This window comes from Oceanimonas doudoroffii (genome assembly GCF_002242685.1).
Lineage (GTDB): Bacteria > Pseudomonadota > Gammaproteobacteria > Enterobacterales > Aeromonadaceae > Oceanimonas > Oceanimonas doudoroffii.
In genome coordinates, this window is record NZ_NBIM01000001.1 from 1455802 (window position 1) to 1480718 (window position 24917).

At 46.6% G+C, this 24917-nt stretch carries 21 protein-coding genes; 5 read left to right on the forward strand and 16 right to left on the reverse strand.

Annotation, left to right across the window (positions count from 1 at the left end; genetic code table 11):
• Positions 1-26: 26 nt before the first annotated feature.
• Positions 27-1001, reverse strand: a complete 975-nt coding sequence (locus B6S08_RS06735) for a LysR substrate-binding domain-containing protein (RefSeq protein WP_169716369.1) — start codon at positions 999-1001, stop codon at positions 27-29.
• A 375-nt stretch (positions 1002-1376) separates the two neighbouring features.
• On the opposite strand from B6S08_RS06735, the gene B6S08_RS06740 reads away from it, so the two are divergent.
• Positions 1377-2147: an SDR family NAD(P)-dependent oxidoreductase gene (locus B6S08_RS06740; RefSeq protein WP_094199963.1), complete on the forward strand. Its 771-nt coding sequence runs from the start codon at positions 1377-1379 to the stop codon at positions 2145-2147.
• A 30-nt stretch (positions 2148-2177) separates the two neighbouring features.
• Complete coding sequence (locus tag B6S08_RS06745) at positions 2178-2984, forward strand: SDR family NAD(P)-dependent oxidoreductase (RefSeq protein WP_094199964.1); 807 nt, start codon at positions 2178-2180, stop codon at positions 2982-2984.
• A gap of 901 nt (positions 2985-3885) precedes the next feature.
• On the opposite strand, the gene B6S08_RS06750 is transcribed toward B6S08_RS06745, so the two are convergent.
• The 5 genes from B6S08_RS06750 to B6S08_RS06770 all read right to left on the reverse strand — a co-directional run bounded on the left by B6S08_RS06750 (position 3886) and on the right by B6S08_RS06770 (position 9527).
• Positions 3886-4920, reverse strand: coding sequence for an alcohol dehydrogenase catalytic domain-containing protein (locus B6S08_RS06750; protein WP_094199965.1), 1035 nt, complete (start codon positions 4918-4920; stop codon positions 3886-3888).
• A gap of 9 nt (positions 4921-4929) precedes the next feature.
• On the reverse strand, positions 4930-6426 hold the full coding sequence (locus tag B6S08_RS06755) for an aldehyde dehydrogenase (protein WP_094200569.1): 1497 nt from the start codon (positions 6424-6426) through the stop codon (positions 4930-4932).
• 17 nt (positions 6427-6443) lie between these two features.
• A complete protein-coding gene (locus B6S08_RS06760) occupies positions 6444-7175 on the reverse strand; it encodes a class II aldolase/adducin family protein (RefSeq protein WP_094200570.1) in 732 nt (243 codons plus the stop codon).
• 114 nt (positions 7176-7289) lie between these two features.
• The gene (locus B6S08_RS06765) at positions 7290-8165 is read right to left on the reverse strand and encodes a dihydrodipicolinate synthase family protein (RefSeq protein ID WP_094199966.1); all 876 of its coding nucleotides are present in this window, start codon (positions 8163-8165) and stop codon (positions 7290-7292) included.
• A 27-nt stretch (positions 8166-8192) separates the two neighbouring features.
• Complete coding sequence (locus B6S08_RS06770; RefSeq protein ID WP_094199967.1) at positions 8193-9527, reverse strand: NAD(P)/FAD-dependent oxidoreductase; 1335 nt, start codon at positions 9525-9527, stop codon at positions 8193-8195.
• Between the two features lie 99 nt (positions 9528-9626).
• On the opposite strand from B6S08_RS06770, the gene B6S08_RS06775 reads away from it, so the two are divergent.
• Positions 9627-10586 (forward strand): LysR substrate-binding domain-containing protein, encoded by a 960-nt coding sequence (locus tag B6S08_RS06775; protein WP_094199968.1) that lies wholly within the window; start codon positions 9627-9629, stop codon positions 10584-10586.
• A gap of 243 nt (positions 10587-10829) precedes the next feature.
• Here the strand turns inward: B6S08_RS06775 and B6S08_RS06780 are convergent, their stop codons facing one another.
• The 4 genes from B6S08_RS06780 to B6S08_RS06795 form a co-directional block, all read right to left on the reverse strand.
• Positions 10830-11582: an SDR family NAD(P)-dependent oxidoreductase gene (locus B6S08_RS06780; protein ID WP_094199969.1), complete on the reverse strand. Its 753-nt coding sequence runs from the start codon at positions 11580-11582 to the stop codon at positions 10830-10832.
• 313 nt (positions 11583-11895) lie between these two features.
• A complete protein-coding gene (locus tag B6S08_RS06785; protein ID WP_094199970.1) occupies positions 11896-13383 on the reverse strand; it encodes an aldehyde dehydrogenase in 1488 nt (495 codons plus the stop codon).
• A 121-nt stretch (positions 13384-13504) separates the two neighbouring features.
• A complete protein-coding gene (locus tag B6S08_RS06790) occupies positions 13505-14374 on the reverse strand; it encodes a dihydrodipicolinate synthase family protein (RefSeq protein WP_094199971.1) in 870 nt (289 codons plus the stop codon).
• Between the two features lie 41 nt (positions 14375-14415).
• Entirely contained in the window at positions 14416-15738 is a 1323-nt protein-coding gene (locus B6S08_RS06795) for an NAD(P)/FAD-dependent oxidoreductase (protein ID WP_094199972.1), read from the reverse strand.
• Between the two features lie 108 nt (positions 15739-15846).
• Between B6S08_RS06795 and B6S08_RS06800 the strand changes: the two genes are divergently transcribed.
• Positions 15847-16803 carry a LysR family transcriptional regulator gene (locus B6S08_RS06800; protein WP_094199973.1) on the forward strand — a complete coding sequence of 319 codons (957 nt, stop codon included), beginning with the start codon at positions 15847-15849 and terminating at the stop codon, positions 16801-16803.
• 41 nt (positions 16804-16844) lie between these two features.
• Here B6S08_RS06800 and B6S08_RS06805 read toward each other — a convergent pair whose 3' ends face one another.
• From B6S08_RS06805 to ttdA, 6 genes are all read right to left on the reverse strand, one after another.
• A complete protein-coding gene (locus tag B6S08_RS06805) occupies positions 16845-18143 on the reverse strand; it encodes a TRAP transporter large permease (RefSeq protein ID WP_094199974.1) in 1299 nt (432 codons plus the stop codon).
• A gap of 10 nt (positions 18144-18153) precedes the next feature.
• Complete coding sequence (locus B6S08_RS06810; RefSeq protein WP_094199975.1) at positions 18154-18696, reverse strand: TRAP transporter small permease; 543 nt, start codon at positions 18694-18696, stop codon at positions 18154-18156.
• A gap of 59 nt (positions 18697-18755) precedes the next feature.
• The gene (dctP, locus tag B6S08_RS06815) at positions 18756-19793 is read right to left on the reverse strand and encodes a TRAP transporter substrate-binding protein DctP (protein WP_211284167.1); all 1038 of its coding nucleotides are present in this window, start codon (positions 19791-19793) and stop codon (positions 18756-18758) included.
• A 724-nt stretch (positions 19794-20517) separates the two neighbouring features.
• The gene (locus B6S08_RS06820; protein WP_094199976.1) at positions 20518-21441 is read right to left on the reverse strand and encodes a LysR family transcriptional regulator; all 924 of its coding nucleotides are present in this window, start codon (positions 21439-21441) and stop codon (positions 20518-20520) included.
• A gap of 750 nt (positions 21442-22191) precedes the next feature.
• Entirely contained in the window at positions 22192-22800 is a 609-nt protein-coding gene (gene ttdB, locus B6S08_RS06825) for a L(+)-tartrate dehydratase subunit beta (protein WP_094038452.1), read from the reverse strand.
• Positions 22797-23702 carry a L(+)-tartrate dehydratase subunit alpha gene (gene ttdA / locus B6S08_RS06830; protein WP_094199977.1) on the reverse strand — a complete coding sequence of 302 codons (906 nt, stop codon included), beginning with the start codon at positions 23700-23702 and terminating at the stop codon, positions 22797-22799. The genes ttdB and ttdA overlap by 4 nt, the downstream gene beginning before the upstream one ends.
• Before the next feature lie 247 nt (positions 23703-23949).
• On the opposite strand from ttdA, the gene B6S08_RS06835 reads away from it, so the two are divergent.
• Positions 23950-24873, forward strand: a complete 924-nt coding sequence (locus tag B6S08_RS06835) for a LysR family transcriptional regulator (protein ID WP_094199978.1) — start codon at positions 23950-23952, stop codon at positions 24871-24873.
• Positions 24874-24917: the final 44 nt, after the last annotated feature.

Sequence of the window (24917 nt, forward strand, 5' to 3'; positions counted from 1 at the left end):
TATCCGGTATAAGTTGACCAGAATACTCACTCCTGCTGATTAGGAAACTGCTCCAATAACCAAGTTATAAAATCCTGCACCTTGGCGCTAACCTCAAGTCCCTCGCAATACGTCATATAGTGCTTTCTATCTTCCAGTATAATATCGCCATCGCAGACAGGTCGAACCAACTTGCCGCTACTTTCAAGATCCTTGACTAAGTGATTCCATCCCAAAGCGATACCTTGGCCATCCAGAGCCATCTGGATCAATAATTGATAACTATTTGCCGTCAGATCATGGTCTCGCTCATAAAGTGCCTTATCAAGCTCAACACCTTTAAATTCAAACCATAAATCCCAGTCGAAAATCTCTAGAGTATGGGATCGAAACATTGGGTTAAGGTGTAGAAGCTGTGCAGAAAGTAAATCCGATGATCGCTTGAGGTCTGGGTGCTTCTCTAGATATGCAGGAGAGCAGACTGGATATGCTTTTTCCACAAATAAAGGTGTAGATTTACAGCCATTTTTTTTGATAGCGCCAGGAGTAATGTAAATATCGATATTGATCATTTCATCGATATCCTGGAAATTATCGGTAGTAATCAGGCAAACATCGATATCAGGGTATTTGGTTCTAAAATCGGCAAGTCGCGCAGCCATCCACAGCAGAGAGAATGCGGATGTCATACAGATCGAAAGCTGCGAACTATGCTCTCGTGCAACGGCTGTCTTAATGCGATTCAATGTATGAGCAATATTGGAGAATGACACACTTACTGAGTCATAAAGAATTCGGCCAAAGTTCGTCAGTTCAACCCGTCGACCAGTGCGGTTGAACAGCTCACAACCAAGATGAGCCTCTAACTCTCTCACCTGCCGGCTAACTGCCGACTGGGTGACACACAATGCATCTGCCGCACGAGTAAAGTTCTGATACTTGGCTGCAGCCAGAAAAAATTTGAGTCCTGTCAACGGTGGCGTTCTCGTCAGAACCCTGTCCGTAAGGGGGGCGGTAGTCACTAACCAACCTCTATAACTATGACTAAATGACATCATTAGATCATGATATTTATCGTTTTTACAAGCCTGATAAGCCACTTACCATAACTTCATGTAAGGCTGCGCCTACAAATCAGTTGACCTGCTTGGCATTCAGCTCGACTGAGCGGTGCTTTTATTCGTCTTACTGCTAAATAGCTGTTCCGAATAGCAGATCACTGCCGACAGCGAACGGAGACTGATAACAGCCCCTTCGCGCCAGTGATGGCGCGCCGGAGTCCTTAGGGGTAGATTCTGCGTTCGGAGCCAGGCCCATTTAGCACTATTTAGGGAAGATATTTAGATATTCAACTGTAATGATTGTATTCACCATCAAACAACGACAGGAAACCCTATATGAAAGATTTCTCCCTTAAGGGCAAAACCATCTTTATAACCGGCTCAACGCGAGGACTAGGTTGGGCTATGGCCCAAGCATGCACAACGGCAGGTGCCAATGTGATACTTCACGGACGCTCTGAAAGATCCTTACGGGCAAGGGTCGATGAACTTAAAAGTAAAGGAGGTAATGCGGATTATTTAGCCTTTGATGTTCGTGATCGCGAGAAGGTTGAAAGCGCCATTGCCACCATAGAGGAAAAACACGGCGCCATCTGGGGGCTAATCAATAATGCAGGCCTATTGAATCACGGATTCGTTACAGACCAAACTGCGGAAGATTATGAAGGGATTCTGGACGTTCATTTGGTATCACCCTTCATCCTCACTCGCGAGGCAGCTAAAAGAATGATGAACAACGAAGGTCCAGATCGAGGTCGCATCCTCAATATTGCTTCTATTGCCGTCAACAACCCTCGCCCCGGTATCGGTAATTACACTACGGCAAAAAGCGCCATCATCGGATTTACCCGCTCCATGAGTGCAGATCTGGGAGAATACGGTATACGCTGCAATGCTATCGCCCCCGGCTACTTCCTGACGGATATCAACAAAGAACGGCTTAATGATCAGAGCTTCGTCGACAAGATCAACAGTCGCACACCGGCCAAGCGATGGGGTGAGCCGGAAGAGTTGGGAGGTCCAGCTGTATTCCTAATGTCTTCAGCCTCTTCCTATGTCAATGGGCAGACCCTGTTCGTGGACGGTGGCATGAGTCACTTTTCCTAATTCATTTATCAACATAATAGGTACGCAATTATGGCACGACTGGACGGCAAAGTAGCAATCGTATCGGGTGCAGGATCAATGGGTCCTGGATGGGGCAACGGCAAAGCGACGGCGGTACTTTTTGCACGTGAAGGCGCGAAGGTTTTTGCGCTTGACAGAAATAGGGCTGCTGCAGAGGAGACCTGTGCCATTATCCGGGAAGAAGGAGGCATCGCAGAACCCTATGTGGTGGATGTCACCCAAGAAGAGCAAGTGAAGCTGGCGGTGTCCGCTTGTATCGAGGCCTTTGGTCGCGTCGACATTCTGCATAATAATGTTGGTATTCTCAAACCAGGCGGTGCAGAAGATACTCTCGTCGAGGATTGGGATCTTTTGATCGAAGTCAATATGAAAAGCGTTTTCCTAACCTGTAAGCATGTGCTTCCCCATATGGTTGCTCAGGGTGAAGGGAGCATCATTAATGTTTCTTCTATCTCCGGCTTTCGTAATCTGGGTGCAGCCTATCTTGGCTACAACACCTCAAAGGGCTCTATTGTCTCCTTCACCCGTAATCTCGCGGCGGAATACGCAGACCGAAATATTCGCGCTAACAGCATTCTGCCAGGCATCATCGAAACCCCGATGGCAAAAGATGCTGTTATCCAAACTTCGGGGCAATCCGAAACCGATCTGGACTTTGATGCCATAGCCAAACAGCGAGCCGCCCGTATCCCCATGAAGCGGGTAGGTACTGCTTGGGACATCGCAAAGTCCGCCCTGTTTTTTGCCAGCGACGGTTCAGCTTATGTAACCGGTACCGAGATGATCGTTGACGGCGGCTTAACTGTGGTCGGATAGCATCTCAATTCTTGCAAGAATTGAGGAGAGGGGGAGTCGGCAAGACTCCCTTTGTTTTTTCTCAGACCAATGGAATAGTTCCTCCTTCCAAACCGATACCCCGAGTCGGCTTAAGCTTCATATTATTTCCCTTAACTAGAAGGAGAGTGTATAACATTCCCAATAATGAATGGAAAGCCGAACATTGCCTATTCGCTTTCAACGGGGGGCGTCATTCGAACAAACCAAGTGATGTTGATATAACGCATCCAATCAGTGCCATCTAAAGTAAATTGGTCACAGAGCTATCATCTTGACTAACACAGCGATTTATAAAATTGTACCTCGCAAAAGTAAACGCTGCAGTCAGAGCGAGTAACACTTCACTTTTAAACACGCCAACCCCAGGGAAAAGAATTATAAAAGCACCAATAAAACCGACTCAAAAAAATAAGCTACACCAGCATCTTTTCATCAACCAAAGGATAAGAAAAAGATATTACCAGCAAAAAAAAAGCACCATCGAAAAATAAATTACTTAAAGGATCACATATCGAAAAAACCGATAACACACTAGTCTACGTAGTTATTTTTTGAAGGCGGAATGATGCTAATTTTCACGAATATATACAACAAAAAATAATTAACATCCAATATCACACTATGGTAAGTTGATATTCATCAAGATTCATAATTAATATTTTTGGCGCAACATCATGAATGGAAAATCTAGCATTGATAACTAGAGAGCAGAACACCACTATTAAAGAAATTGCTCTTTGCTTTAAAAAGGTCACATTATCAGTTACTTTTACAAACAGGGATATGCGTGTGAATATTTCCTAGAATAGGCTAAGACACATAAAAAAGCGGACCTGCAAGAATCACTTTGAAACACCAAGCCCGCAAAAAAATTATCAAATCAACTGGTTAACGCAATATGAAACAAGCCTCCAGAATTTTCCACACTGGCTTTCACCGCATCCTCGATCTCATCAATGCTGTATGTTTCAACCCGAAGCAAAGACAGATCTAGCACTCCAGTTGCAACTAGAGAAAGTACCCTGGCGGCTGTCTCTCGAGGGAACCAGAATGAGCCGATAAGCGAATTTCCATTACGCATCAATATACTGGCATCGATGCTCAATGGAGCAGTCAGTGCTCCGATAAATACCGCATTACCAAAACGTCGAAGGCGTCCAATTAATTGCTCCGTGAGTGCTGTGTTATCCCCACCGGCACAGTCAATCAAAAGATCTATTGGACGAGAATCTTCGCACTTTCCGATCTTGCATCGGGGTGAGATTGATTGAATCTCCTCAAGCACTGGCTCGCGTCGCCCAAAAAGTTGAACTTCCCCGGCACCAAGCGCGAGTGCCATCATCGCCGCGCTCGTCCCCAGTAGTCCAGATGCACCATTGACCGCAACCGTCATTCCTGGTTTAAAGCCTCCCCGTTCAAGCCCAGCGTAAGCCGTTCCAAACCACCCAAGGCGGCAAAGCACTTCAGGAGTGGCCTGAACCTCTTCGGGAACCGGAGTAAAACACTCGGTAGGTGCGCAGATATATTCACCGAAACTGCCGTCAGGCCACTCGGCCAAGTGTTTAGCCGCGCCTTCTGCAACACCAAAGCAACCAATAAAGCCATGATCTGCTTCGTTTTTCGCACCGTGTGACTCGATATACATGTCACAATACACGCGCTGCCCAACTTTCAGTTGAGATGCGCGATCATCAACAGCTTCAACAACGCCTATTGCGCATTGCCCCGGGGTAAAGGGACGGGGCGGTGTCGGCCACCCCCCCCCCGGTAGATGCTCCATATATGGAGGCAGAAAGGCTGCCTCCATCCGTACCAGCGCCGAATTAGCCTTCAGCTTCGGTTTCTCAATTGAGCATATCTCAAAGTGGTTTACATCTTCACATACACGCACTGTTCTCACAAACTTATCCTCCAAAAATTCAATTCATACGGTTAAGTCAATCCAAATTGTTTTCAGTTCGGTATATTGATCGTGGGCATGAATTCCGTTATCACGGCCACCAAAGCCAGATTGCTTGAAGCCACCAAAAGGAGTGGACCTATCACCTTCACCGTAGCAGTTAATAGTGACAGTGCCGGCATTAAGCTGACGTGAAATCTTATGAGCCTTACTGATATCCGAGGTGTGTAGGGAAGCAGTAAGACCATACTCACTGTCATTGGCGATGCGGATGGCTTCCTCTTCATCCGTAAAAGAAATTACGGCTAAAACCGGTCCAAAGATCTCTTCTTTGGCAATGGTCATATCAGGAGTCACATCGTCAAACACGGTCGGCTGAATGAAGTACCCTTTACCTTCGATACGGTTTCCGCCGCAACGTAGCGTGGCACCTTCAGCTTTCCCTTTCTCGATGTATTCCCAGATGCTGTCATAATGCGTACGGCCAATCGTTGCCCCAAGCTGGGTGTCGCTCTCCAGTGGGTTACCCAATTTCCAAGAGTTACAACGTTCTACAATTTTAGCCACCAGCTTATCTTTCACAGATTCATGAACGATTAAGCGACTATTTGATGCACAGTTCTGCCCCATATTAGTCATTATGCTGAATGCCTGATGGTCTGCGACAACATCCAGGTTACGGGCATCTTCAAGCACAACACATGGATTCTTACCACCGCATTCGAGAATAATCCGTTTCATATTACTTCGGCCGGAATATTCAAGAAACTTCTTGCCCACCTCGGTTGATCCCGTGAATGTCACAACATTTACATCTGGGTGTAGACCAATAGCCTCTCCCAAACAACTACCGCGGCCGGTTACGACATTGAACACACCATCTGGAAGACCTGCTTCAGTTGCGAGCTGTGCCAAACGAATGACGGACATACTCGTCAGCATCGAAGGCTTCACGATAACAGAGTTACCGGTAGCCAATACCGGCCCCAGTTTCCAGGCTGCCATCAGCAATGGAAAGTTCCATGGTAATACAGCGGCTACAACACCCAGAGGCTCACGAACAATCATGCTAACAGTATCACTGCCGGTAGGAGCGACCTGATCGTATAATTTATCCTGCGCTTCTGCATGCCATGCAATAACAGCGGCAGACTCTTCAACATCTACAGCCAGACAATCAGAGATAGGCTTGCCGGAGTCAAGGCTTTCCAGCAATGCCAACTCCACTGAATTGTCACGAATCAACTGCGCAAAATTTAGCAAAACAGCTTTACGTTCGGAAGGGTGTATGCGTGACCAGACTCCACGGTTAAAAGCCTCACGTGCACTTCTAACAGCATTATCCAAATCTGCCGGACCACCCTCGGCAACCTCGGCAATAACTTCACCAGTTGCAGGATTTTCTGTTTTGAATACATGACCACTGACCGAGGGCGTGGATTTACCATTGATCCAAAGCTCGGTTGGCAAATTTAAACTGCTGACCATTTCGACAGCTTCGTTATAACTTAAATCGTTCATGTTCAAGCCCGCCAATATTAAACCTTGTAGTCTGGCTCATCTTCATCAAGAATGGCCATCAACGCATTAAAGTGTCCATCGGAGAAGCCCGGGAACTCATCCCATTGCTGCTTGGTAATGGCGGCGACATCATCTGTTAACCTACGCACGGGTTTCCCTGTACTGTATGCCAGCATCAGGTTCATTGCTGCACGTTCAAGGTGATATAGTGTATCGAAAACATACGCTATGCTCGGTCCCACAACCATTGCACCATGGCCACCGAGTAACATCACATCCTTGTCACCCAGCAGAGACACAACCCGTTTAGGCTCATCTTCACTGAGAAACATTCCACCGTATTCTTTGTCGTAAGCTATGTTGTTGTAGAAACGTGCCGAGTTCTGACAAACCGGTACCAGTGTTGGATCTTCCAGGGTTGATAACGCAGTGGCATAGGGCATATGAGTATGCATAATACAGCGCGCGCGGGGCACATTGGCATGGATATAGGAATGCAGACTCCAAGCCGTCGGGTCTGGCGCTCCTGGCTGCGATAGTGTATCTCTATCATCTGCATCCAGCAGTACCAGATCGCTGGCTTTAATCTTAGAGAAATGGGCCATGAACGGATTCATCAGAAACGTCTTGCCACTTTCGTCTACGGCAACAGAATGATGATTCGCGGTAGATTCATGAAGATTAAGTCGTGCAGTCCAGCGAAATGCCGCTGCCAGCTCTTTACGTAGCGTTTTTTCGTCTTTATACATACTTATCCTCAAAATTTCTAAAATTTTGGTTTCGAGTGTGATGACGAGTGTTACGTGAAGTCCAGTAATTACCAGATCTCCACGCATCTATTTGTGATATTACTAATAAAAACCTTAGTTCTTCAGGAAAGAAAGTGCTGCTTTCAGCTTTTCTTTTTCTTGATCATTAATTTCACAAACTGGTGCGCGAACTGGGCCACCATCAAATCCAGTCATACGAGCACCAGCCTTTACCGCAGGAATATAATCATTGTTCCAGATATACTCAATTGCCGGGAACATTTTTTCCCAAAGCTTGAGAGCGTTATCATAGTGGCCAAGCTTAACAAGTTCGTACAATTCAACCGCTTCACGAGGCATGAAGTTTGCCCCGCCCCAGATTGAACCTACCGCACCAGCCATAAAGGCATATGGCGCCAGTGGATCTGCACCATTCAGCACTTTACCGCCAGAAACCTTCAATAGAGCCTGGGTTTTACAGAAGTCACCTGAGCTGTCTTTAATGTAGTTAACATTACCCAGCTGGATCAAACGGGAAAATAGCGCAGGAGATATCTCAATTCCGGTAGCACTGGGAATGCTGTATGCAATAACATCAATGTCTACGGATTTTCCGATAAGTTCATAGAACGCAAATACGCCATCATCATGTTTAGGCCCTTCGAAAAATGGAGGTAATACCATCAGCGCTTGAGCACCTAAATCCTGCGCTGTTTTCGCTCGACGTACGGCCTCATCCAGGTTCAGTGCTGAACTTTGTGCGATGATATTAGCTCGACCATTAATTCGTTTAGCACCTATTTCAAAAAGCTTGTTACACTCGTCTTCGGTCAAGTATGCATGCTGACCTGTACCTGAACTCAGAACGAAGCCATGTATACCTGCGTCAAGATACATTTCTATAAGTTCTTCAAAACGAGCATAATTTACTTTCCCTTCACTATCAAAAGGGGTTTGCATAGCAAGATTGATTCCATTTAACTCACTCATGTTTACTCTCCTTTTACATATGTTTTATCAGACTTCTTTACCTGCCATTAGCAGGCGATAACTTGTATTCATATTTACTCCCGGCTCTAGAATAACTCTAGGTAATGAACGGCCAGGTTTGGCTCGGGAAGATAGAATGCTGATAGCTTTTGATGATTGACCAGAAGCTAACTCTGCAATGGCTTTACCATAAATTGCACCACGGGATACGCCTGTTCCATTCAGGAATGCAGCCCCATAAACACGCTCGGAAATTTCACCGAATACCGTTCCTCCATTCATAGACAAACTACAACCTCCGCCCCATGAATGTTCAAATCCTATATTTGAAATTTCAGAAAAACGTACATCAAATGATTTTTGATGCCGCGCTCTGGCCTTTTCAATCATGCTTAATGAAGTTTGACAATTATGAGCGTATTTATAGATATTTCTAATAAATAAGCGGTTATCCACAGTACGGCGCACTGTAGTACCAAATGGATCTGCAGGGATCAACCCAAATGTATTTTGCCCACCTATTTCCTTCTGTTCCGGTTTAGTCAGAGGCCTGGTTAGGCTGCCATAGGTATAAACCTGGATGTTTCTTCCTTCGAAGAAACCGAAATAGGAGATAAACCCATTATTGGCCATTACGATTTTGTGGGCACTAATTTCGCCTTCCGGAGTAATGCACTTATGCATGGGACTGCCGTAAGTAATCTCAATAACCGGGCTGTTTTCATAAACAACCGCATTTTCTGGAAGCTTTTCTGCAATCCCCCGGAGCATAGCAGCAGGTTGCAGTAAAACAGTTCCAGGAGCGAATAAGCCTCTTCTATAATATGATGTGCCAACAATTTCTTTTAACTTATCAAACTCATACCACTCATAGGGTTCATTAATGCGATCCATGGCACGGGCAAATTCTTTGAGACAATTATCACCACGATCACTGCAAGAGACATGTATCTTTCCCTGAGGACTCCAGTCACAGTCGACACCGAGCTCATCAACAGCGCTTTTCAGATAGGCAATACCCTCTCTGTTGATATACGACTCCTGAATATTATCCTGTTCGCTTTCGGCAAAGTTTTTTTTGCGCGGATTGTGTGCCAAATCAATAGCATAACCCGCACAACGACCGCCGGTACTATTACCTATCCGACCAGCATCAAGAAGCGCCACCTTTTTATCAGGATTAAGCTCTGCCAATCGTCTCGCGGCGTTAACACCTACCCAGCCTGCGCCAATGACAAGAAAATCAACATTTACTGATTTTTTCAGGATATTAGGCTCGCTTACCTTATCAAGGGTTGCAAACCAACCACTATCAGTGACCTCCCTAGGAAGGACATCAATTTTTTTAGTTACCGACTTCATAAAAACCTTCGTTTAACAGGGAAAAGTTCAGACTTAATGCTATAATCCATATAATAATTTGAAAAGAAACCTTTTCTGTCATCAGAACAACCTGAAGTTATGAAAAATATGATTGGTCCAGATAGAACTTTGGTACAAATGCCATCTCTTACTGCCTTAAAGGCTTTTTCGGCGGCGGCAAAGTACAGTAGCTTTACGCGTGCGGCTGAAGCATTATGTGTCAGCCAAGCAGCAATAAGTCGTCAAGTTAGAGATCTTGAAGAGAACCTTAATACTCAGTTATTTAATCGGCTTGGGAAAGCACTAGAACTTACTATTGACGGCGAAATTCTTTACAAAACCGTCGAATATGCCTTCAATTCAATTTCATATACAAGCAATCAAATAAAGTCAAAAAATTCAAAAAAGAATACAAATCAATTGGTTATATGCACGACACCATCTTTCTCGACACTCTGGATGGCAAACAACTTGCCGGACTTTAGAAGCAGGCATCCAGATGTCGATATATGTTTAATTTCCATTGATGACTTCAACTCAATTGACGAGAGTGTGTATGTCGATGCTTTCATTTCCCCAGGAATGATTAATAACCCTGACTTTAATAATATCGCGCTTTTTTACGACACTATTTACCCTGTTTGCAGCCCAGAATATATCGAAGAACATCCTGGTATAAATACACTGTCTGATTTATGTAGTCATCCACTGATTCATCTCAACTCTATCTATAGAGTTCACGCCATGGAAGAGTTTGACTGGAGTTCCTGGTTTAAATATTTCGATGTGAACTTTTTACAGAATGACTTAGGCAGAGCAAATGATCTCACCAGCAACAGCTATCAGTTTGTTATCCAGATGGCATTAGATTCACACGGCATTGCACTTGGCTGGAAACATCTCACAGAAAACCTTGAAAGTCGAGGCAAGCTAATCAGGCCATTAAACAATGAAATTATTTTTCCAGAGCGAAAGCATTACTTAAGTTACTCGTCGAAGAGCTTGCCCTCTCAAGCACTGAAAAAGTTTGAAGATTGGGTTTTAGATAAATTTTATTAGTTGTGGTGATAAACCATCCGCAACCCGCTCTTTGCGCCCATGCTCGCTACTCTCGACTGCACCGACACCGCTCAATATGTTCAGGTAAATGGCCGTTGCGCACTACAGCTTGACGGTCATCGGGGCGCCGGTGCCGAAGGCGGATCCAGAGGCACCCGAAGCTCGGCCTCTATGGCTTAAGCGATCCGTTCGTGGGCCCCTGATCTGTGGCTAACTGCCTGTTCCCCCCGGGTGTCAACGAGCTCAGCGCACGTAGTCTGCACCGGTGATATCGATTGTGGATCCTGTGGCATGTCGACAGAGACCGCTGGCAAGAAAAGTGGCCATAGCGGCGACATCCGAGGGCGGCGTTACTTCACGTAGCGGCAAGTGCTCGGCGACCTTATCTTCTCCTACGGCCGCGATATGGTCTTCGGCCATGGCAGTTCGGACCCAACCCGGCGCGAGCACATAGGCGAGAACCCCCTGGTGCCCATAACCACGTGCGATGCCTTTCGTCAGTGCCATCAGGCCGCCCTTGGCTGCGCCGTAGGCAAGGTGGTCAGGCCCGTCACCTCGATGCGACGAACGGCTAGCCATATTGACAATAATCCCTCCGCCGTTATTCTCGAAATGCTTGATAGCATGTCGGCAAAGGTCGGCCGGCGCACGTAGATTGACCTGAAGGTTGGTCTCCCAGCCGGATTGCCACTTGTCGGTTTTGTCGAGTGGGGTCTCTACATAGATTCCGGCATTGTTGACTAGCACATCCACCTTGCCGATCAAGTTAAGGGTTTCTGCCCATAGCCTGTCTGCCCCGTCGGATTTCGCCAGATCTTGCCGGATCAGGTAGAGTCGCTTGGGATATTCTGCGAGCAATGCATCTGCACTGGCTTTGTCATTGCCGTAATGTCCCACGATAGAGGCACCCGCAGCATGAAGTGACCTGACGATCTCAGCCCCGATGCCTTTTGTAGCACCAGTAACCAGGATTGTTTTTCCTGTAAGGTCGATCATTTTCTTTCCATCCCGATAAATAGCTATTAGCTGATGATAAAGTGAAACAACTGCTCCTGATTGCGGTAACGCCTCCGCAGCTAAGCACTTTGTACCTCTTGGCGTGGAGGGGCAGTTTAGCCGTCCCCCCGCTGTCTTGATTGATCTACTATTTGGAACAGCTGTTTAGTAATATTCGGTTAGTAAAATACGTCCATGATTCGTCCGCTTGCAATGCCCTATATTTCTTGTGTTACATAATATCCCTAAGAGGAATAGACAGTATTGAACAGCATGAACAAATATACTTTTACTGATGCTCCACTGATGAAAATTAGGAAGAGAGATCGATCCAGATAGTCTTTTTCTCTGAATATTGATCATGAGCATCAACGCCGTTGTCTTTGCCACCAAAACCTGACAATTTATAGCCACCAAAAGGAGTGGATATATCCCCTTCACTATAACAGTTGACTGATACGGTACCGGCCTGAATTTTCCGCGACAACCGGTGGGTGCGAGTAAGGTCATTAGTAAATAGTGATGCGGCCAAGCCATACTCTGTATCATTAGCCAGTGAAATGGCTTGCTCTTCAGTGTCAAATGACAGCACCGATAAAACCGGACCAAAAATCTCCTCGCGGGATACGGTCATGTTGCTATTCACATTATCGAAAATAATCGGTGACAAGAAGTACCCAGTATCCACGGCAAGGTCTCCGCCAAAGATTACCTCGGCACCCTCATCCCTTCCTTTTTGGATAAGGCTGGTAACCTTTGAAAGGTGCTCTTTGCTGACCAGTGGCCCCAAACGTGTCTGTGGATCAAGGGGATCACCAATTTTCCACTTGTCACATTCTACTTTCAGTCGGGATAGTAGAGCCTCTTTACAGGAATTGTGCACTATCAGACGTGTGTTGGCGGTACAGGTTTGCCCCATATTACCCAGGAAACTACAGGCCAGGTGCTCCGCGACACGATCCAGATCGGCATCTTCAAATACAACACAAGGGCTTTTACCCCCAGTTTCCAGCACAACGCGTTTCATATTGCTTTGAGCTGAATACTCAAGAAATCGGCGGCCGGTTGCTGTTGAGCCAGTGAAGGAGATTGCATCAACATCATGGTGCAGACCCAGTGCGCTCCCCACGGCAGCCCCGGTTCCGGTCACCACATTGAATACGCCAGGGGGAATGCCTGCTTCCAACGCCAGCTCAGCCAGCCTCAGCGTTGAGAGGCTAGTCATTTCTGATGGTTTAACTACCACAGAGTTTCCGGTTGCAAGTGCTGGGCCTAATTTCCAGGCCGTCATTAGTAGCGGAAAGTTCCAAGGTAAGACGGCACCAACAACACCAATCGGTTCTCTAACAATCATCCCCAGAGCATCGTTCCCAGAGGGGGAGATCTGATCGTATAATTTATCCTGTGCCTCGCCATGCCAGGCGATACAGTTGGCGGTTTCAGGTACATCAACATTCAAGCAGTCAGCAATAGGCTTACCACTGTCAAGACTCTCCAATACGGCCAGCTCTTCCAGGTTCTCTCGGATTAGGTGGGAGAAGTGTAACAGTATGGACTTTCTCTTGGATGGATGGAGTTCGGACCACACACCACTATTAAATACTTCGCGAGCATTGGCGACGGCTGCATTTACATCGAACTCGTTGCTTGCAGCAATCGTCGTGAGGACCTTATTAGTAGCAGGATTGATCGTTGCCAGTGTCTCTCCTGACTGTGCAGACATGTAGGAACCATTTATAAAGTTTCCTGCAGGATATTTTAATTTTTTGGTAAGGATGTGATAATATTCTCTATCTTTCATCTTTTAGCTCCCTCATTAATCTTTTAATCCCTTAAGGTTTCCTTAGGATATAGACAGCTCAATTAAATTAACCAATATAAACAAAGTGGTCTGATATCTAGCTTTCAGACCACTGGGTTTTTTATTTCAAGTGAGCCAGTGCTTGTATTAAGGAAGCTTCGGACTCTTTAGATATTTCGGTCAAAGGTGCTCGAACAGTACCGCCATCAAAGCCCATATTCCGGCATGCTGCCTTGACTGCGGGAATATAGTCGTTATCCCAGATGTAAGCCAGCGAAGGGAACATCTTCGCCCAGAGCGTCATCGCTTTTTGATACTCATTGGCTTTGACCAAATCATATAACTCGACACATTCTCTAGGCATGAAATTTGCCCCACCCCAGATTGCACCAACAGCACCGGCCATAAATGCAAACGGAGCTATGGTGTCAGCCCCATTAAGCACTCGCCCACCTACCGCTATCAATTGCTGGGTTTTTGCTAGGTCACCACCACTATCCTTGATATAGTTGAAATTCTCGAGCTCCAACAATTGTCTATAAAGTGAAGGTGATACTTCTACTTGAGTTGCCGCGGGAATATTGTAACCAATAATATCGATACTGACAGCTTTATCAATTGTCTCATAAAACTTCAGAATGCCTGCATCGTGACTGGGACCCTCGAAGAAAGGTGGCAGAATCATCAACGCCTCAGCGCCAAGACTCTGTGCAGCAACAGATCGCCGAATCACTTCGTCTTGATTAAGGGCTGAAGTCTGCATGATGACAGAGGCCCTGCCATCTATTCTTTTCACAGCAATAGCAAGTAGTTTATTACATTCATCCTCAGTCAGATAAGGGTGCTGTCCAGACCCTGAGCTGACGACCATTCCATGCACACCTGCCTCAATATAACCATCGATAAGCTCGGCAAATCGATCATAGTTGATACTACCGTTATTATTGAACGGGGTCTGCAGTGCCAAGCATACGCCATGTAAGTTCGCCATATTTAAGTTCTCCATGCAATTACGTTGCTAAGTTAATTAGACTAGGCTTCTGGGCCAGCCTTATGAAAACGGTACGCTGTATTGATACGCACGCCTGCTTCAAGAATAAAACGAGGCAGGGTTGGGCCTGGTTTTACTCTAGAGTTAAGAATGTCAATTGTTCTTGAGCTCTTTCCGGATGCCAACTCCGCTATTGCTTTTCCGTATATAGCACCTTTAGCCAGTCCAGTGCCATTACAGAAACCTGCGCCGAACACGCCTGAGGCCAACTCGCCGAAAACAGTACCACCACTGTTCTGTGAAAGGCAAAGAGCACCACCCCATGTGTATTGAAAACCAATATTTGATATTGCGGGAAAACGCGCATCAAAAGATATTTGGTGTCTTTCCTTTGCTCCTGCGACATCACTCTCTGTGGTTATAAAATCACGAACATACCTGTAAACATTTCGTATAAAAAGTCGGTTGTCAGCAGTTTTTCTCACAGTTGTGCCAAAGGGATCTGCAGGGATGAGACCGAAGGTTTTACGTCCACCTAGCCGTGATAACTCCTCAGCAGTCAGCTGACGTGTCATGCTTGCGTAAGTGTATATAGGAATAGCCCGGCCAGTAAAAAAGCCAAAGTACGAAAGCCAGCCATTGTTGGCTAAAATTACTTTTTTAGTTTTTATCTTTCCAGACTTCGTAAGGCAAACATGCGAGTCTTTACCATAATTTACTTCTATTATCGGTGTATTCTCATAAACGGTGACATTTTCTGGCAGGTTGTCCTGTAAGCCACGAAGCAAAGCAGCCGGCTGCATGAGAATGGTTCCAGGTGCAAAAAGACCTAAATGATAGTGATGGCTGCCGGTTATTTCCTGCATCTTCGCAGCGTTATACCACTCGTAGGATTCTCCGATACGATCCAGAGCGTTTGCAAAACTTTTCAGGCAAGCTTCGCCATGGGATGTCGCTGCTGAATGGATTTTACCCTCAGGACTCCAGTCACACTCAATATTATATTCTTCAACAGCATCTGTAAGGTAGCGTATTCCTTCCCGATTTACCAAGCTTTCTTCGATATTGCCTTTTTCATTGTCTGCAAAGTTTTTGGCTCGTGGATTATGCGCTAAATCTATCGCAAAGCCAGCGCAACGTCCTGCGGCATTATTACCAATTCGGCCAGCGTCCACTAAAACAACGCGGTCCTCATGGTTTAACTCTGCCAGTCGGCGAGCAGCACTAATACCGACCCATCCACCGCCAATAACAAGCCATTCTGTTTCTATATCAGTATTGAGGACACGCGGTTCTGGTACTTTATTAAGTGTTGCAAACCATCCGCCGTCTGATATTTCTTTGGGGGTGACGTTAACTTTCATAGTTGGGATCCGTGGTTAAAGGTTTCATCATGTAGTAACATGGAGCATACATCGGCATAACAGATTGCACTAGCGACAAAATATCATTAAAAAGAGGGACTTTAAGTAATGAAAAGTGACATTAAACCCGACCCATTTTTCAATGGTTTACCTTCGCTAACTGCCCTGAAAGCCTTTGCGGCCTCGGCACACTATAAAAGCTTTACTGATGCCTCTAAAGCCTTATGTGTGACACAGTCAGCAGTTAGCCGCCAAGTAAGAGAGTTGGAAGAACATCTGAATGTCAGTTTGTTTGCTCGTGTTGGCCGATCAATTGAGTTAACGGAGGAGGGCAGAAAGTTATATGAAACTGCTTACATATGCTTTTCTCATATATATCAGACCGTCGAAGAAATTAGCGAATGTCGAAAAAATAATAACACCACTCATCGTAAAAAATTAACAATTGCCATGACTCACGCTTTTTCGGTGCTGTGGATGGCTAAAAAAATGAGCAACTTTATAAAAGAATTTCCTGATATAGACCTAACCATATACTCAATAGATGACAGCAAGTCGATGGCTGACGATACCAGTATTGACGGATACATTAGCCTGGAACCATCACGTTGTGATGATTATGTATCAACGGCTCTTTTTTGTGATAAGGTTTTCCCCGTATGTAGCCCTAAATATTTAAGTGAACATCCTGAAATTACTGATGTTAACCACCTGAAAGACGCGGATCTTCTTCATCTTCAGGGCTCTCAAGCCAACCAAGGTTTCGGATGGAAGCAGTGGCTTGAGTTTTGCGGTATTGATAACAATCAAGATAACCATAAGGGTGAGAAGCTACTGACCGCAAGTAGCTATCAGTTCTTGATTCAGATGGCTCTTGATCATCAGGGCATTGCACTAGGCTGGGCTCATCTGATTGAAGATCTATTAAAACGCGGAGAATTAGTGAGGCCAGTGAGCAAATCTGTAACACTGGGTAACTATGTTCATTACTTTACGCATAAGAAACATTCAGATAAAGAGTACGAGCTATTGAAACTGAAAGGCTGGCTTCTAACGCACCTTTAGTTTAAAGACTTCGACCCTTAGGGTCGAAGTCTTATTTTCATTTACTGCAAGTATCCCAACAATTTGGGCAGGTACAACGCAAGAGGTGACCAATAGGTTGTGATCAACATCACCGGGAGAGCTGTGAATACCATCAAGCTCAGCGCCGGGCGCAATACTTGTGACATACCCACATTGCCCACTCTGCAGGACATAAAAAGAATGGGGGCCATAGGCGGGCTATTACAGCCAATTACCACACTTGTACCAATAATTGCGGCAAAGTGAACCGGATGGATTCCCATCTCCACCATCACCGGCAACAGCAGCGGGCTGGCGATGGCAATCACGCTTATATCGTCCATGATCATGCCGAGTAAGATAAGAAAAATATTAATAACCAGCAATATCATAAGTTTGTTATCGAATAGATCGATAAGAAGATCCGTTAACTGCTCAGGAACGCCCTCAAAGGTCAAAATGCGGCTTGATACAAAGGAGAAGATCAGTATGACTAGAATAACGCCGGTAGTTGCAGCCGCTTCAATCAGGCAGCGAAATATCTTCTTGTAGTCTAGTTCACGATAGATAAACAGTCCCACCGGAATCGCATAGGCAACTGCAACCGCAGCAGCTTCGGTTGGTGTGAAGATACCACCGTAGATACCACCAAGAATAATGATTGGTAGGAAAAGTGCCGGCAGAGCTTTCCAGCCACTGTTACCCAATTCCTGCAAGCGTTCATTAACAGTCATTTTTTCCGGGCTGGGATCCAGATGCAGGCGCATACGAATCTTATTATAGACGCAAAGAAAAAATATTAGCAGAATGCCAGGACCTAACGTAGCCAAGAAACAGGCGGCAACGGATTGACGGGTTACCACTGCGTATAAAATCATCGTAATACTAGGCGGGATCAATAACCCCAGCAACGAGGAGATACCTAGAAGCGAGCTAGTATAAGGGCGATCATACCCGTGCTTCTCCATTGGGCCAATCATGATCGAACCGATGGATGCCACTGCAGCAGATGCGGTGCCTGAGATAGCACCGAAGATACCGCAGGCAACAACCATTGAAGAGCCCATGCCGGATCTTGAACGTCCTACCAGTATTTCTACAAAATGAACCAATCTTGCTGCCATACCTCCAGCCTGCATCAGGTAACCAGTCATGATAAACAATGGCAGCGCTATTAGAATAATGGAATTGATTGACCAAAATCCCGTAGTCATCAATGTTGATACTTCAATATCATAAATAATCGAAAGTGCAACCGTCATCCCAATGAATGAGAACACGACTGGCACACCAATTGTCATCAGTAAGATGACAATGCCAATGGCTATTAAAGCGCCCATATCTATTTCCTTAAAAATTACCGTTTTTACAAACAGACACCTGGGTTGTTGATTTCTTTCTAATAGCTAGAAAATTTTTTATATCAGCAAAAAGATCCCTGAGAAGGTATAACACCATTAGCGATGAAGCAACCAGAAGGCTTGCCTGAGAGACATACCAAGGAATGGAAAACACCGGCGTTGATTGTTTCTTCACCACCCCCCATTCAACAAGATCATAGCTCCAATTGACGAACAAGAAAGCCATCACAATAGAAATAATGGTGGATAAAATCTGGAAAGAACATATGACGATTTCACTTTTAAATATAATGGGAATAAAATCCGCCTGAAGGTGAGATCGCTCCTGAGATGCAATGGATGCTCCCAGCATGTAGAACCAAATTACTGACAATAGAATCAGTTCTTCCAGCCCGAAAAGACCTTCACCAAATAGGGCTCTGGATACGATACCTATGACAAAGGAAACAGCGATAAAAAGTCCAATCAACACAACAAGTGGTTTAAACAAGATATCAATAAGTTTATCAGTAAACCTAAATAACCAATCCATGATCTTGTACTCCTGTAATAAAGACCAGAGCCGCTTCTCAGCGACTCCCTTAAATTCACTTATTGACTATCTGGTGCATTATCTCGAATGCGTTGCATGAGTTGAGTTCCAAACTCTTTCTCTGCCTCACGCCAAACTATCTCACGAACAGGTTCCATCCAGCTCTTCAGCTCTTCGGCAGATGGCTCGAAATACTCCATGCCATCGTTCTGAGCTTTTTCGATCCACATTTCGTCTTCAGCCTTGGCATCTTTAAACTGCTTGGCGATAACTTCCTGCGCAGCAGAGGCTATGATCTGCTGATCCTCCTCATCCAGCATGTCCCAAGTATCCTTGTTCATCATAAGAGATGAGAAGGAAAATAAGTGCTTTGTATGAACGAAGTAATCGAGCTGATCGCCGAAGTACTCATAATCCCAGTAGATGATATTACCGGAGTCACCATCTACCACTCCCGTCTGAATCGAGGTATAGACTTCGTTCCAGTCCAGCGGTACGGAGTGGAAGCCCATGGCCTGGACAGTTTGTGGATTTGGGAACGTTGGAATTGTACGCACCTTCAGGTTCATTTCCTGAGCCTGCTCATAGTTGCGGGCATACCGACCCTTAGTGGCAACACCGCCAAAACCAAAGGGATAGGGACCAAAGTGTTTGATTCCTATATCAGCAAAGAGAGGATCCACAATTTTCGTCATCCATCCATCTTTCTCAAAAGCGTCTGCAGCCTGCTCCAAATTAGAAAACAGATAGGGTAGGCTCATCACCCCGACACGCTTATCATATGACGTAAGGGGCTGAGATAGGATCATGTCCACATTACCCTTGATCATGTGGTCAAAAACTTCTCCAATGCTTCCCAGCTGACCTTGGTGGTAAACCTTTGTTTTCATACGACCATTTGATTTTTTTTTCAGAAGTTCAGCCCAGAGCTGGACAGACTTTCCAACAGGGGAATCTTCATTACCGTCAGTGTTAACGATTTTAAAGCGAAAACTCTCGTTGCTTGCCATAGAGGTCGAGGGAATGGTCAAGGCAATCATACAAGTGGCGATAATACTCTTAACAAACTTTTTTGTTTTTAATGATAATGAAATCATATTAACTCTCCTTTTTTAATATAGATTTTTACTCGAAGTGAGTATGAATTTTTTGGCATATCCTTATTGGAGGCCTGTTCGATTTGACCTCAGCCATATATTTTACAACTGGAAAAACAGTCCCCATTTGAACCTTACTTTGTGAGCAGACCATATTTTTAATAACCCATACTCTTCTCTTTCGTAAGGTAACTAAGAATGGCTTTCCGTTTATCCACCACCAATAATGTAAACATATATAAAACACTTATTTAACACAAGCGACGATATGTTTCGATAATCCATGAGTTTATGTTGCAAAACCGTATCAATCCTCGTCCTGACCTACCGCTTGATACTTGCGATTCCAGCAACAAGAGCCTTCAAGGGGGTCAAGCCAATCCAATAAGTATCGCAACAAAAGGAAGGCTGGGAGCAGGATGAACAGCTACCCAGATTTGGTAAGATATGATGACGAGTTGAGGATGTGCTCAAAAACGTGGATATATTCTGCTCTCTCAAGCTAACCAAAGCGAAATCCGCATGTTTGCATGTTTGGTTAGCTCTTGAGCTCAGTAGTGCCGTTACAAGGCTTCAGGACACTCTTCCTAAGAACAAACAGAGGCTGTATTAGCGGAACATCCTACCGTATAAACGTTAGTCCGTAACTCACGAGCCTACTCGTGCTTCGGAGGCTTGGGTGCCACCCCGCCATGCACAATAATTAGTGCTCCACGACAACCATTTAATACTCGGTGCCATGCAATGCGGTCAGGTAACTATTAAGTACAAGGTCGCTATGATTCCCGCTCTTGGTGATAGCTGTATACTTAATTGAATAATCGAACTCCCTGGGAAGCAGTCGGCGAAATGAGTTTTCCCTAACCCAATTTTCTGCATAATGAGTTGGAAGATAGCCAATAAAACAACCGGTCATCAACAAAAAAGCAGCACCTTCCCTATCACTCACTGTGGCTGCTATTTTATGCTTACGATAAATGTGTTGCATGTACTCTGGCTGAGCATAGGCTGGGACTATAGTATCATGTTCAAGAATCGATTTTGGTGTGAGTTCAATTTCAGGGGTGTTGAATAGAGGATGCTGCTCACCGCAGTACAGCCCCAGCTTTTCATCGTACATAGGAATGTATTCCAGTCCAGCATGCTCACGCGCCGTCGGGACAATCCCTATATGAAAGAAACCATTGAGCACGCCTTTTTCAATCTCATTCGGCGGCATCATCCTGATATTTATCTTCACATCCGGAGCTTCTCGCTTAAGACGTTGCAGCGAATTCACAATTCGCATTTGACGAACAGTGATTAGGTTATCAGTAATACCGATACTTAAATCTCCTTTCAATGATGAATGAATAGCATTGACCTGATCACGAAAGGTATCAAGCGAATCCAGCAACTGTTGCATGTTTTCATAAATTTGCCGACCAGCATCGGTCAGGGAAAACCCCGAACGTCCACGCTCACAGAGTTTGAAGCCCAGCCTGTGTTCCAAGTCCAGCATACTGGCACTAACGGCTGATCTGCTGACATTCAACTCGACGCCAGCAGCAGTAAAACTATTTGACTCCACCACAACCTTGAAAACCCTAAGGAGGCGTAGATCAAAATCACTTATTTGACCGGTAAAGTGCATTTTGGACGTAGCCATCAGTCTAACGCTCCCTCAAACATTTCAGTCCCTAATATCGATACGCGAATGTTGCAACTTTCTTAAACTTCCTAAAACTGGATTGTGCCATTAGATGGCATAAATTGTAAGTTGCTTGCAGAGCTGCCAAGTGGTGGTTTCTCTCCGCTGCGGTTGTCGTGCGTTAATGAGCCCAGGTACTTGCTCAAGCAGCTATAGTAAGAGCACGGCGGCATCGAACCTGTCGACAAGGTACTCCCCCCGGAGCAGCTGCGGAGGAGGCCCGCATCAACTGGCTGGAGCCAGAGAATAACATACTAAAAGAGGCCACCGCTGACGAACTCAAACGTACGCGCAGATAGACCAGTTGAGGGGGCAGGAATCGGTCGAGCTTTGGCTGTTCAAAGCCTGATAGTCACGAATCAAAAAACATCAGCTGTCGGGCTAGGGCTGAATTACTACAACGAAGTCAAGGAGCTAGCTGTTTTCTTTACATTCCGCCTATCAACAGGCAATCATGATTGAGAACACCCCAGTATTTTCGTTAATGAGCAACAGCCGCTAATTCAAATTATTGGTGGGACCCCATATCCTTCAGACACTAGTTTAGTAGCAGAACCGAGCCTACAGGAGCAAAGACGAACGGACTGCTAGGGCAGACATACCAAGCCCCCGCTAAAGTATTCCTGTCAATTCAGTCCGCTTACGACCATTACTTCCCGTCATCCCGGCCCATCCCTCCAGATACCAGGCCCCATGTTATGTTGCGGCTTACTTGATGAAGCGGACCTGCTCGTAAATTTTTTCCAATACCGGTTTTTTCTTCTCGTTGAAGCGGGCCTTGTTCTGCTCAAAGATGTTGTTGCCCTTGGTGTCGATGGAGATGATCAGCGGGCCGAATTCCTTGACGCGATTGACCCACAGCGTTTCCGGCATACCCAGATCCTGCCATTCGGCACGCTCAATGGCCTCGACCTTAGTGGCCGCCACCACGGCACAGCCACCAGGGAACACCGCATGCACCGCCTTGTGCTCAAGGCAACCCTGGGCCGTCTCCTCACCCATGCCACCCTTGCCGACAATCAGCTTAACGCCGGTCTGCTCGATAAAGGCCTTCTCGAACTTCTCCATGCGCATGCTGGTGGTGGGGCCAATGGACACCATTTCGAAGCCGCCGTCTTCTTTTTCTCGGACAATGGGGCCGGCATGGAAAATGGCGCCGCCCTTCAGATCGACCGGCAGTTCGCGCTTGAGCTCGATCAGCCGCCGGTGCGCCACATCACGGCAGGTGACCAACTGCCCGGTCAGGTACACCACGTCACCCACGTTGAGGGACTCGAGATCTTCGTCTCTGATGGGGGTAGTCAGTACTTTTTTCATAACACAACTCCTTGATGTGACAAGACTTCATACGACAGATCGGCATTAAAGCGGATGGTGCCGCGGCGGTGCGCCCAGCAGCCGGTGGACACCGCCACCCCGATGGTGGAAGGATGGCGAGCGGAGGACTCGATATTGACCCCCATGACGCTGGTGTTGCCGGTCAGGCCCTGGGGACCGATGCCGATCTCGTTGAGGCCATCGGTCAGCAGCTCTTCCATCAGGGCGGCGTTGTCGTTGGCATTCTTGCTGCCCACCGGGCGCAGTATGGCCTTCTTGGACAAACGTGCCGCCGTTTCCACCGAGGTGGAAACCCCAACACCGACCAGCAAGGGCGGGCAGGCATTGATGCCGCGGGAGGTGATCACATCGAACACAAACTCGGCCACGCCTTCATATCCCTGGCCGGGCATCAATACCTTGGCAGAGCCGGGAAGGGTACAACCACCGCCGGCCATATAAACCTCGATGGTGGCGCAATCGTCGCCGGGGACGATATCCCAGTCCAGCCACGGGATCTTGGAGCCTGCGTTGGTGCCGGTATTCTTTTCGTCGAAGGTTTCCACCGCGTTGTGCCGCAGGGGGCCGATACGGGTGGCTTCAATGGTGGCATTGCGCAGTATTTCTTCCAGCTCACCCAAATAGGGAAACTGGGCGCCGACGGTAAGAAAATATTGAATCACACCGGTATCCTGACAACTGGGTCTATTCAGCTTGTCGGCGGAATCTTGGTTCTCCGCCATGGTATCGAAAATAGCGATGGCCAGCGGGTTGGTTTCTTTTTTTCTCAGCTCGGCCTGTTTTTCTTTGACATCCGTCGGCAGTCGCTTACCGATATAACTGGTAAATTTGGCAATAACATCGGTCAATTTACCTACGGCTTCGTCATGATTTAAGCTCATTACAGCTATCCTCTTCTTGTTCAGAAATCGGAATTCCCTGTCGACTTGTCTAAAATAAAGACAAGAGGCACGTTATTTGAATTGGTTCCAGGTTAAAACCCGATGCCCTATTGCTGCATCCATCCAATATCCATGTGATTAACCCCTTTTTTGGAAGGGATATTTATATGGTACAATTGCATTGTAAGCTGTTAATCAAATGTTGAGGTTGATTAGGGCTCACTTCATTCTTTCCTTGAGGTTAATAATGAACCAAGTTTCCGAGCTGGGCTTCTTCGTCCTGCTGGCCAAGGTCGGCAGCCTGGCCGCCGCCGCCCGGGAGATGAACGTTACTCCCTCCGCCGTAACCAAGCGTCTGTCGAGCCTCGAAGACCGGCTGGGAGTGCGGCTGCTGAACCGGACCACCCGCAGGATCAGCCTGACCAACGAAGGTGAGATCTATCTGCACCACGCCCAGCGGATACTGACGGATATCGCGGACATGGAAGGGTTGATCACCAACAGCCGCACCACCCCCAAAGGCTTGCTGCGCATCAATGCCCCGCTCGGCTTCGGCCGCTCCTATATCGCCCCAGTGGCGTCCGAATTCATGCAGCTTTATCCCGAGGTGGAAATACAGCTGACACTGACCGACAGGCCCATCAGCCTGCCCGACGAGGCCATCGACATTGCCATCCGCTTCGGCGAGATCCCCGACTCCCGGCTGTTCGCCAGGAAAATCGCCGCCAACCGTCGCTTGCTGTGCGCCGCCCCCGGCTACCTCAAGCGACACGGCCGGCCGGCCACGGCCGCCGAGCTGTCCGGACACCAGTGCATCGTGCTCCGACAGAACGACGCCACCTACGGCCTGTGGCGCCTGTCTAAGGATGGCAAGACCGAAAACATACGGGTCAGCGGCAAGGCCAGCACCAACGATGGCGAAGTGGCGCTCAAGTGGGCCCTGGACGGCCACGGGATCCTGATGAGGGCGGAATGGGATCTCGCCTGCTACCTGCGCAGCGGTAGGCTGGAGCTGGTACTGGAGGACTACGCCACCCCGCCGGCGGACATTTACGCGGTTTACTTGGAAAAACTGAACATCTCGGCCAAGGTCGTGGCCTTTCTTGATTATTTGCAGGAATCTTTCTTGTCGGAAAGGCAACAGCGGGATGACAGTCCTTCCATCTGGTAGACAATGAAAAAAGGCGGCATCCCTTGCCGCCCTTCATCATTTCA

Bases quoted from the DNA above. Each gene is read 5' to 3' on its own strand.
- B6S08_RS06775 (WP_094199968.1), top strand. From the start codon at position 9,627: ATGAAAAATATGATTGGTCCAGATAGAACTTTGGTACAAATGCCATCT.
- B6S08_RS06790 (WP_094199971.1), bottom strand. From the start codon at position 14,374: ATGGCGAACTTACATGGCGTATGCTTGGCACTGCAGACCCCGTTCAAT.
- B6S08_RS06805 (WP_094199974.1), bottom strand. From the start codon at position 18,143: ATGGGCGCTTTAATAGCCATTGGCATTGTCATCTTACTGATGACAATT.
- B6S08_RS06780 (WP_094199969.1), bottom strand. From the start codon at position 11,582: ATGATCGACCTTACAGGAAAAACAATCCTGGTTACTGGTGCTACAAAA.
- B6S08_RS06770 (WP_094199967.1), bottom strand. From the start codon at position 9,527: ATGAAGTCGGTAACTAAAAAAATTGATGTCCTTCCTAGGGAGGTCACT.
- B6S08_RS06810 (WP_094199975.1), bottom strand. From the start codon at position 18,696: ATGGATTGGTTATTTAGGTTTACTGATAAACTTATTGATATCTTGTTT.
- B6S08_RS06785 (WP_094199970.1), bottom strand. From the start codon at position 13,383: ATGAAAGATAGAGAATATTATCACATCCTTACCAAAAAATTAAAATAT.
- B6S08_RS06760 (WP_094200570.1), bottom strand. From the start codon at position 7,175: ATGTATAAAGACGAAAAAACGCTACGTAAAGAGCTGGCAGCGGCATTT.
- B6S08_RS06835 (WP_094199978.1), top strand. From the start codon at position 23,950: ATGAACCAAGTTTCCGAGCTGGGCTTCTTCGTCCTGCTGGCCAAGGTC.
- B6S08_RS06740 (WP_094199963.1), top strand. From the start codon at position 1,377: ATGAAAGATTTCTCCCTTAAGGGCAAAACCATCTTTATAACCGGCTCA.
- B6S08_RS06745 (WP_094199964.1), top strand. From the start codon at position 2,178: ATGGCACGACTGGACGGCAAAGTAGCAATCGTATCGGGTGCAGGATCA.
- B6S08_RS06820 (WP_094199976.1), bottom strand. From the start codon at position 21,441: ATGGCTACGTCCAAAATGCACTTTACCGGTCAAATAAGTGATTTTGAT.
- B6S08_RS06765 (WP_094199966.1), bottom strand. From the start codon at position 8,165: ATGAGTGAGTTAAATGGAATCAATCTTGCTATGCAAACCCCTTTTGAT.
- ttdA (WP_094199977.1), bottom strand. From the start codon at position 23,702: ATGAGCTTAAATCATGACGAAGCCGTAGGTAAATTGACCGATGTTATT.
- B6S08_RS06795 (WP_094199972.1), bottom strand. From the start codon at position 15,738: ATGAAAGTTAACGTCACCCCCAAAGAAATATCAGACGGCGGATGGTTT.
- B6S08_RS06755 (WP_094200569.1), bottom strand. From the start codon at position 6,426: ATGAACGATTTAAGTTATAACGAAGCTGTCGAAATGGTCAGCAGTTTA.
- dctP (WP_211284167.1), bottom strand. From the start codon at position 19,793: ATGATTTCATTATCATTAAAAACAAAAAAGTTTGTTAAGAGTATTATC.
- B6S08_RS06800 (WP_094199973.1), top strand. From the start codon at position 15,847: ATGAAAAGTGACATTAAACCCGACCCATTTTTCAATGGTTTACCTTCG.
- ttdB (WP_094038452.1), bottom strand. From the start codon at position 22,800: ATGAAAAAAGTACTGACTACCCCCATCAGAGACGAAGATCTCGAGTCC.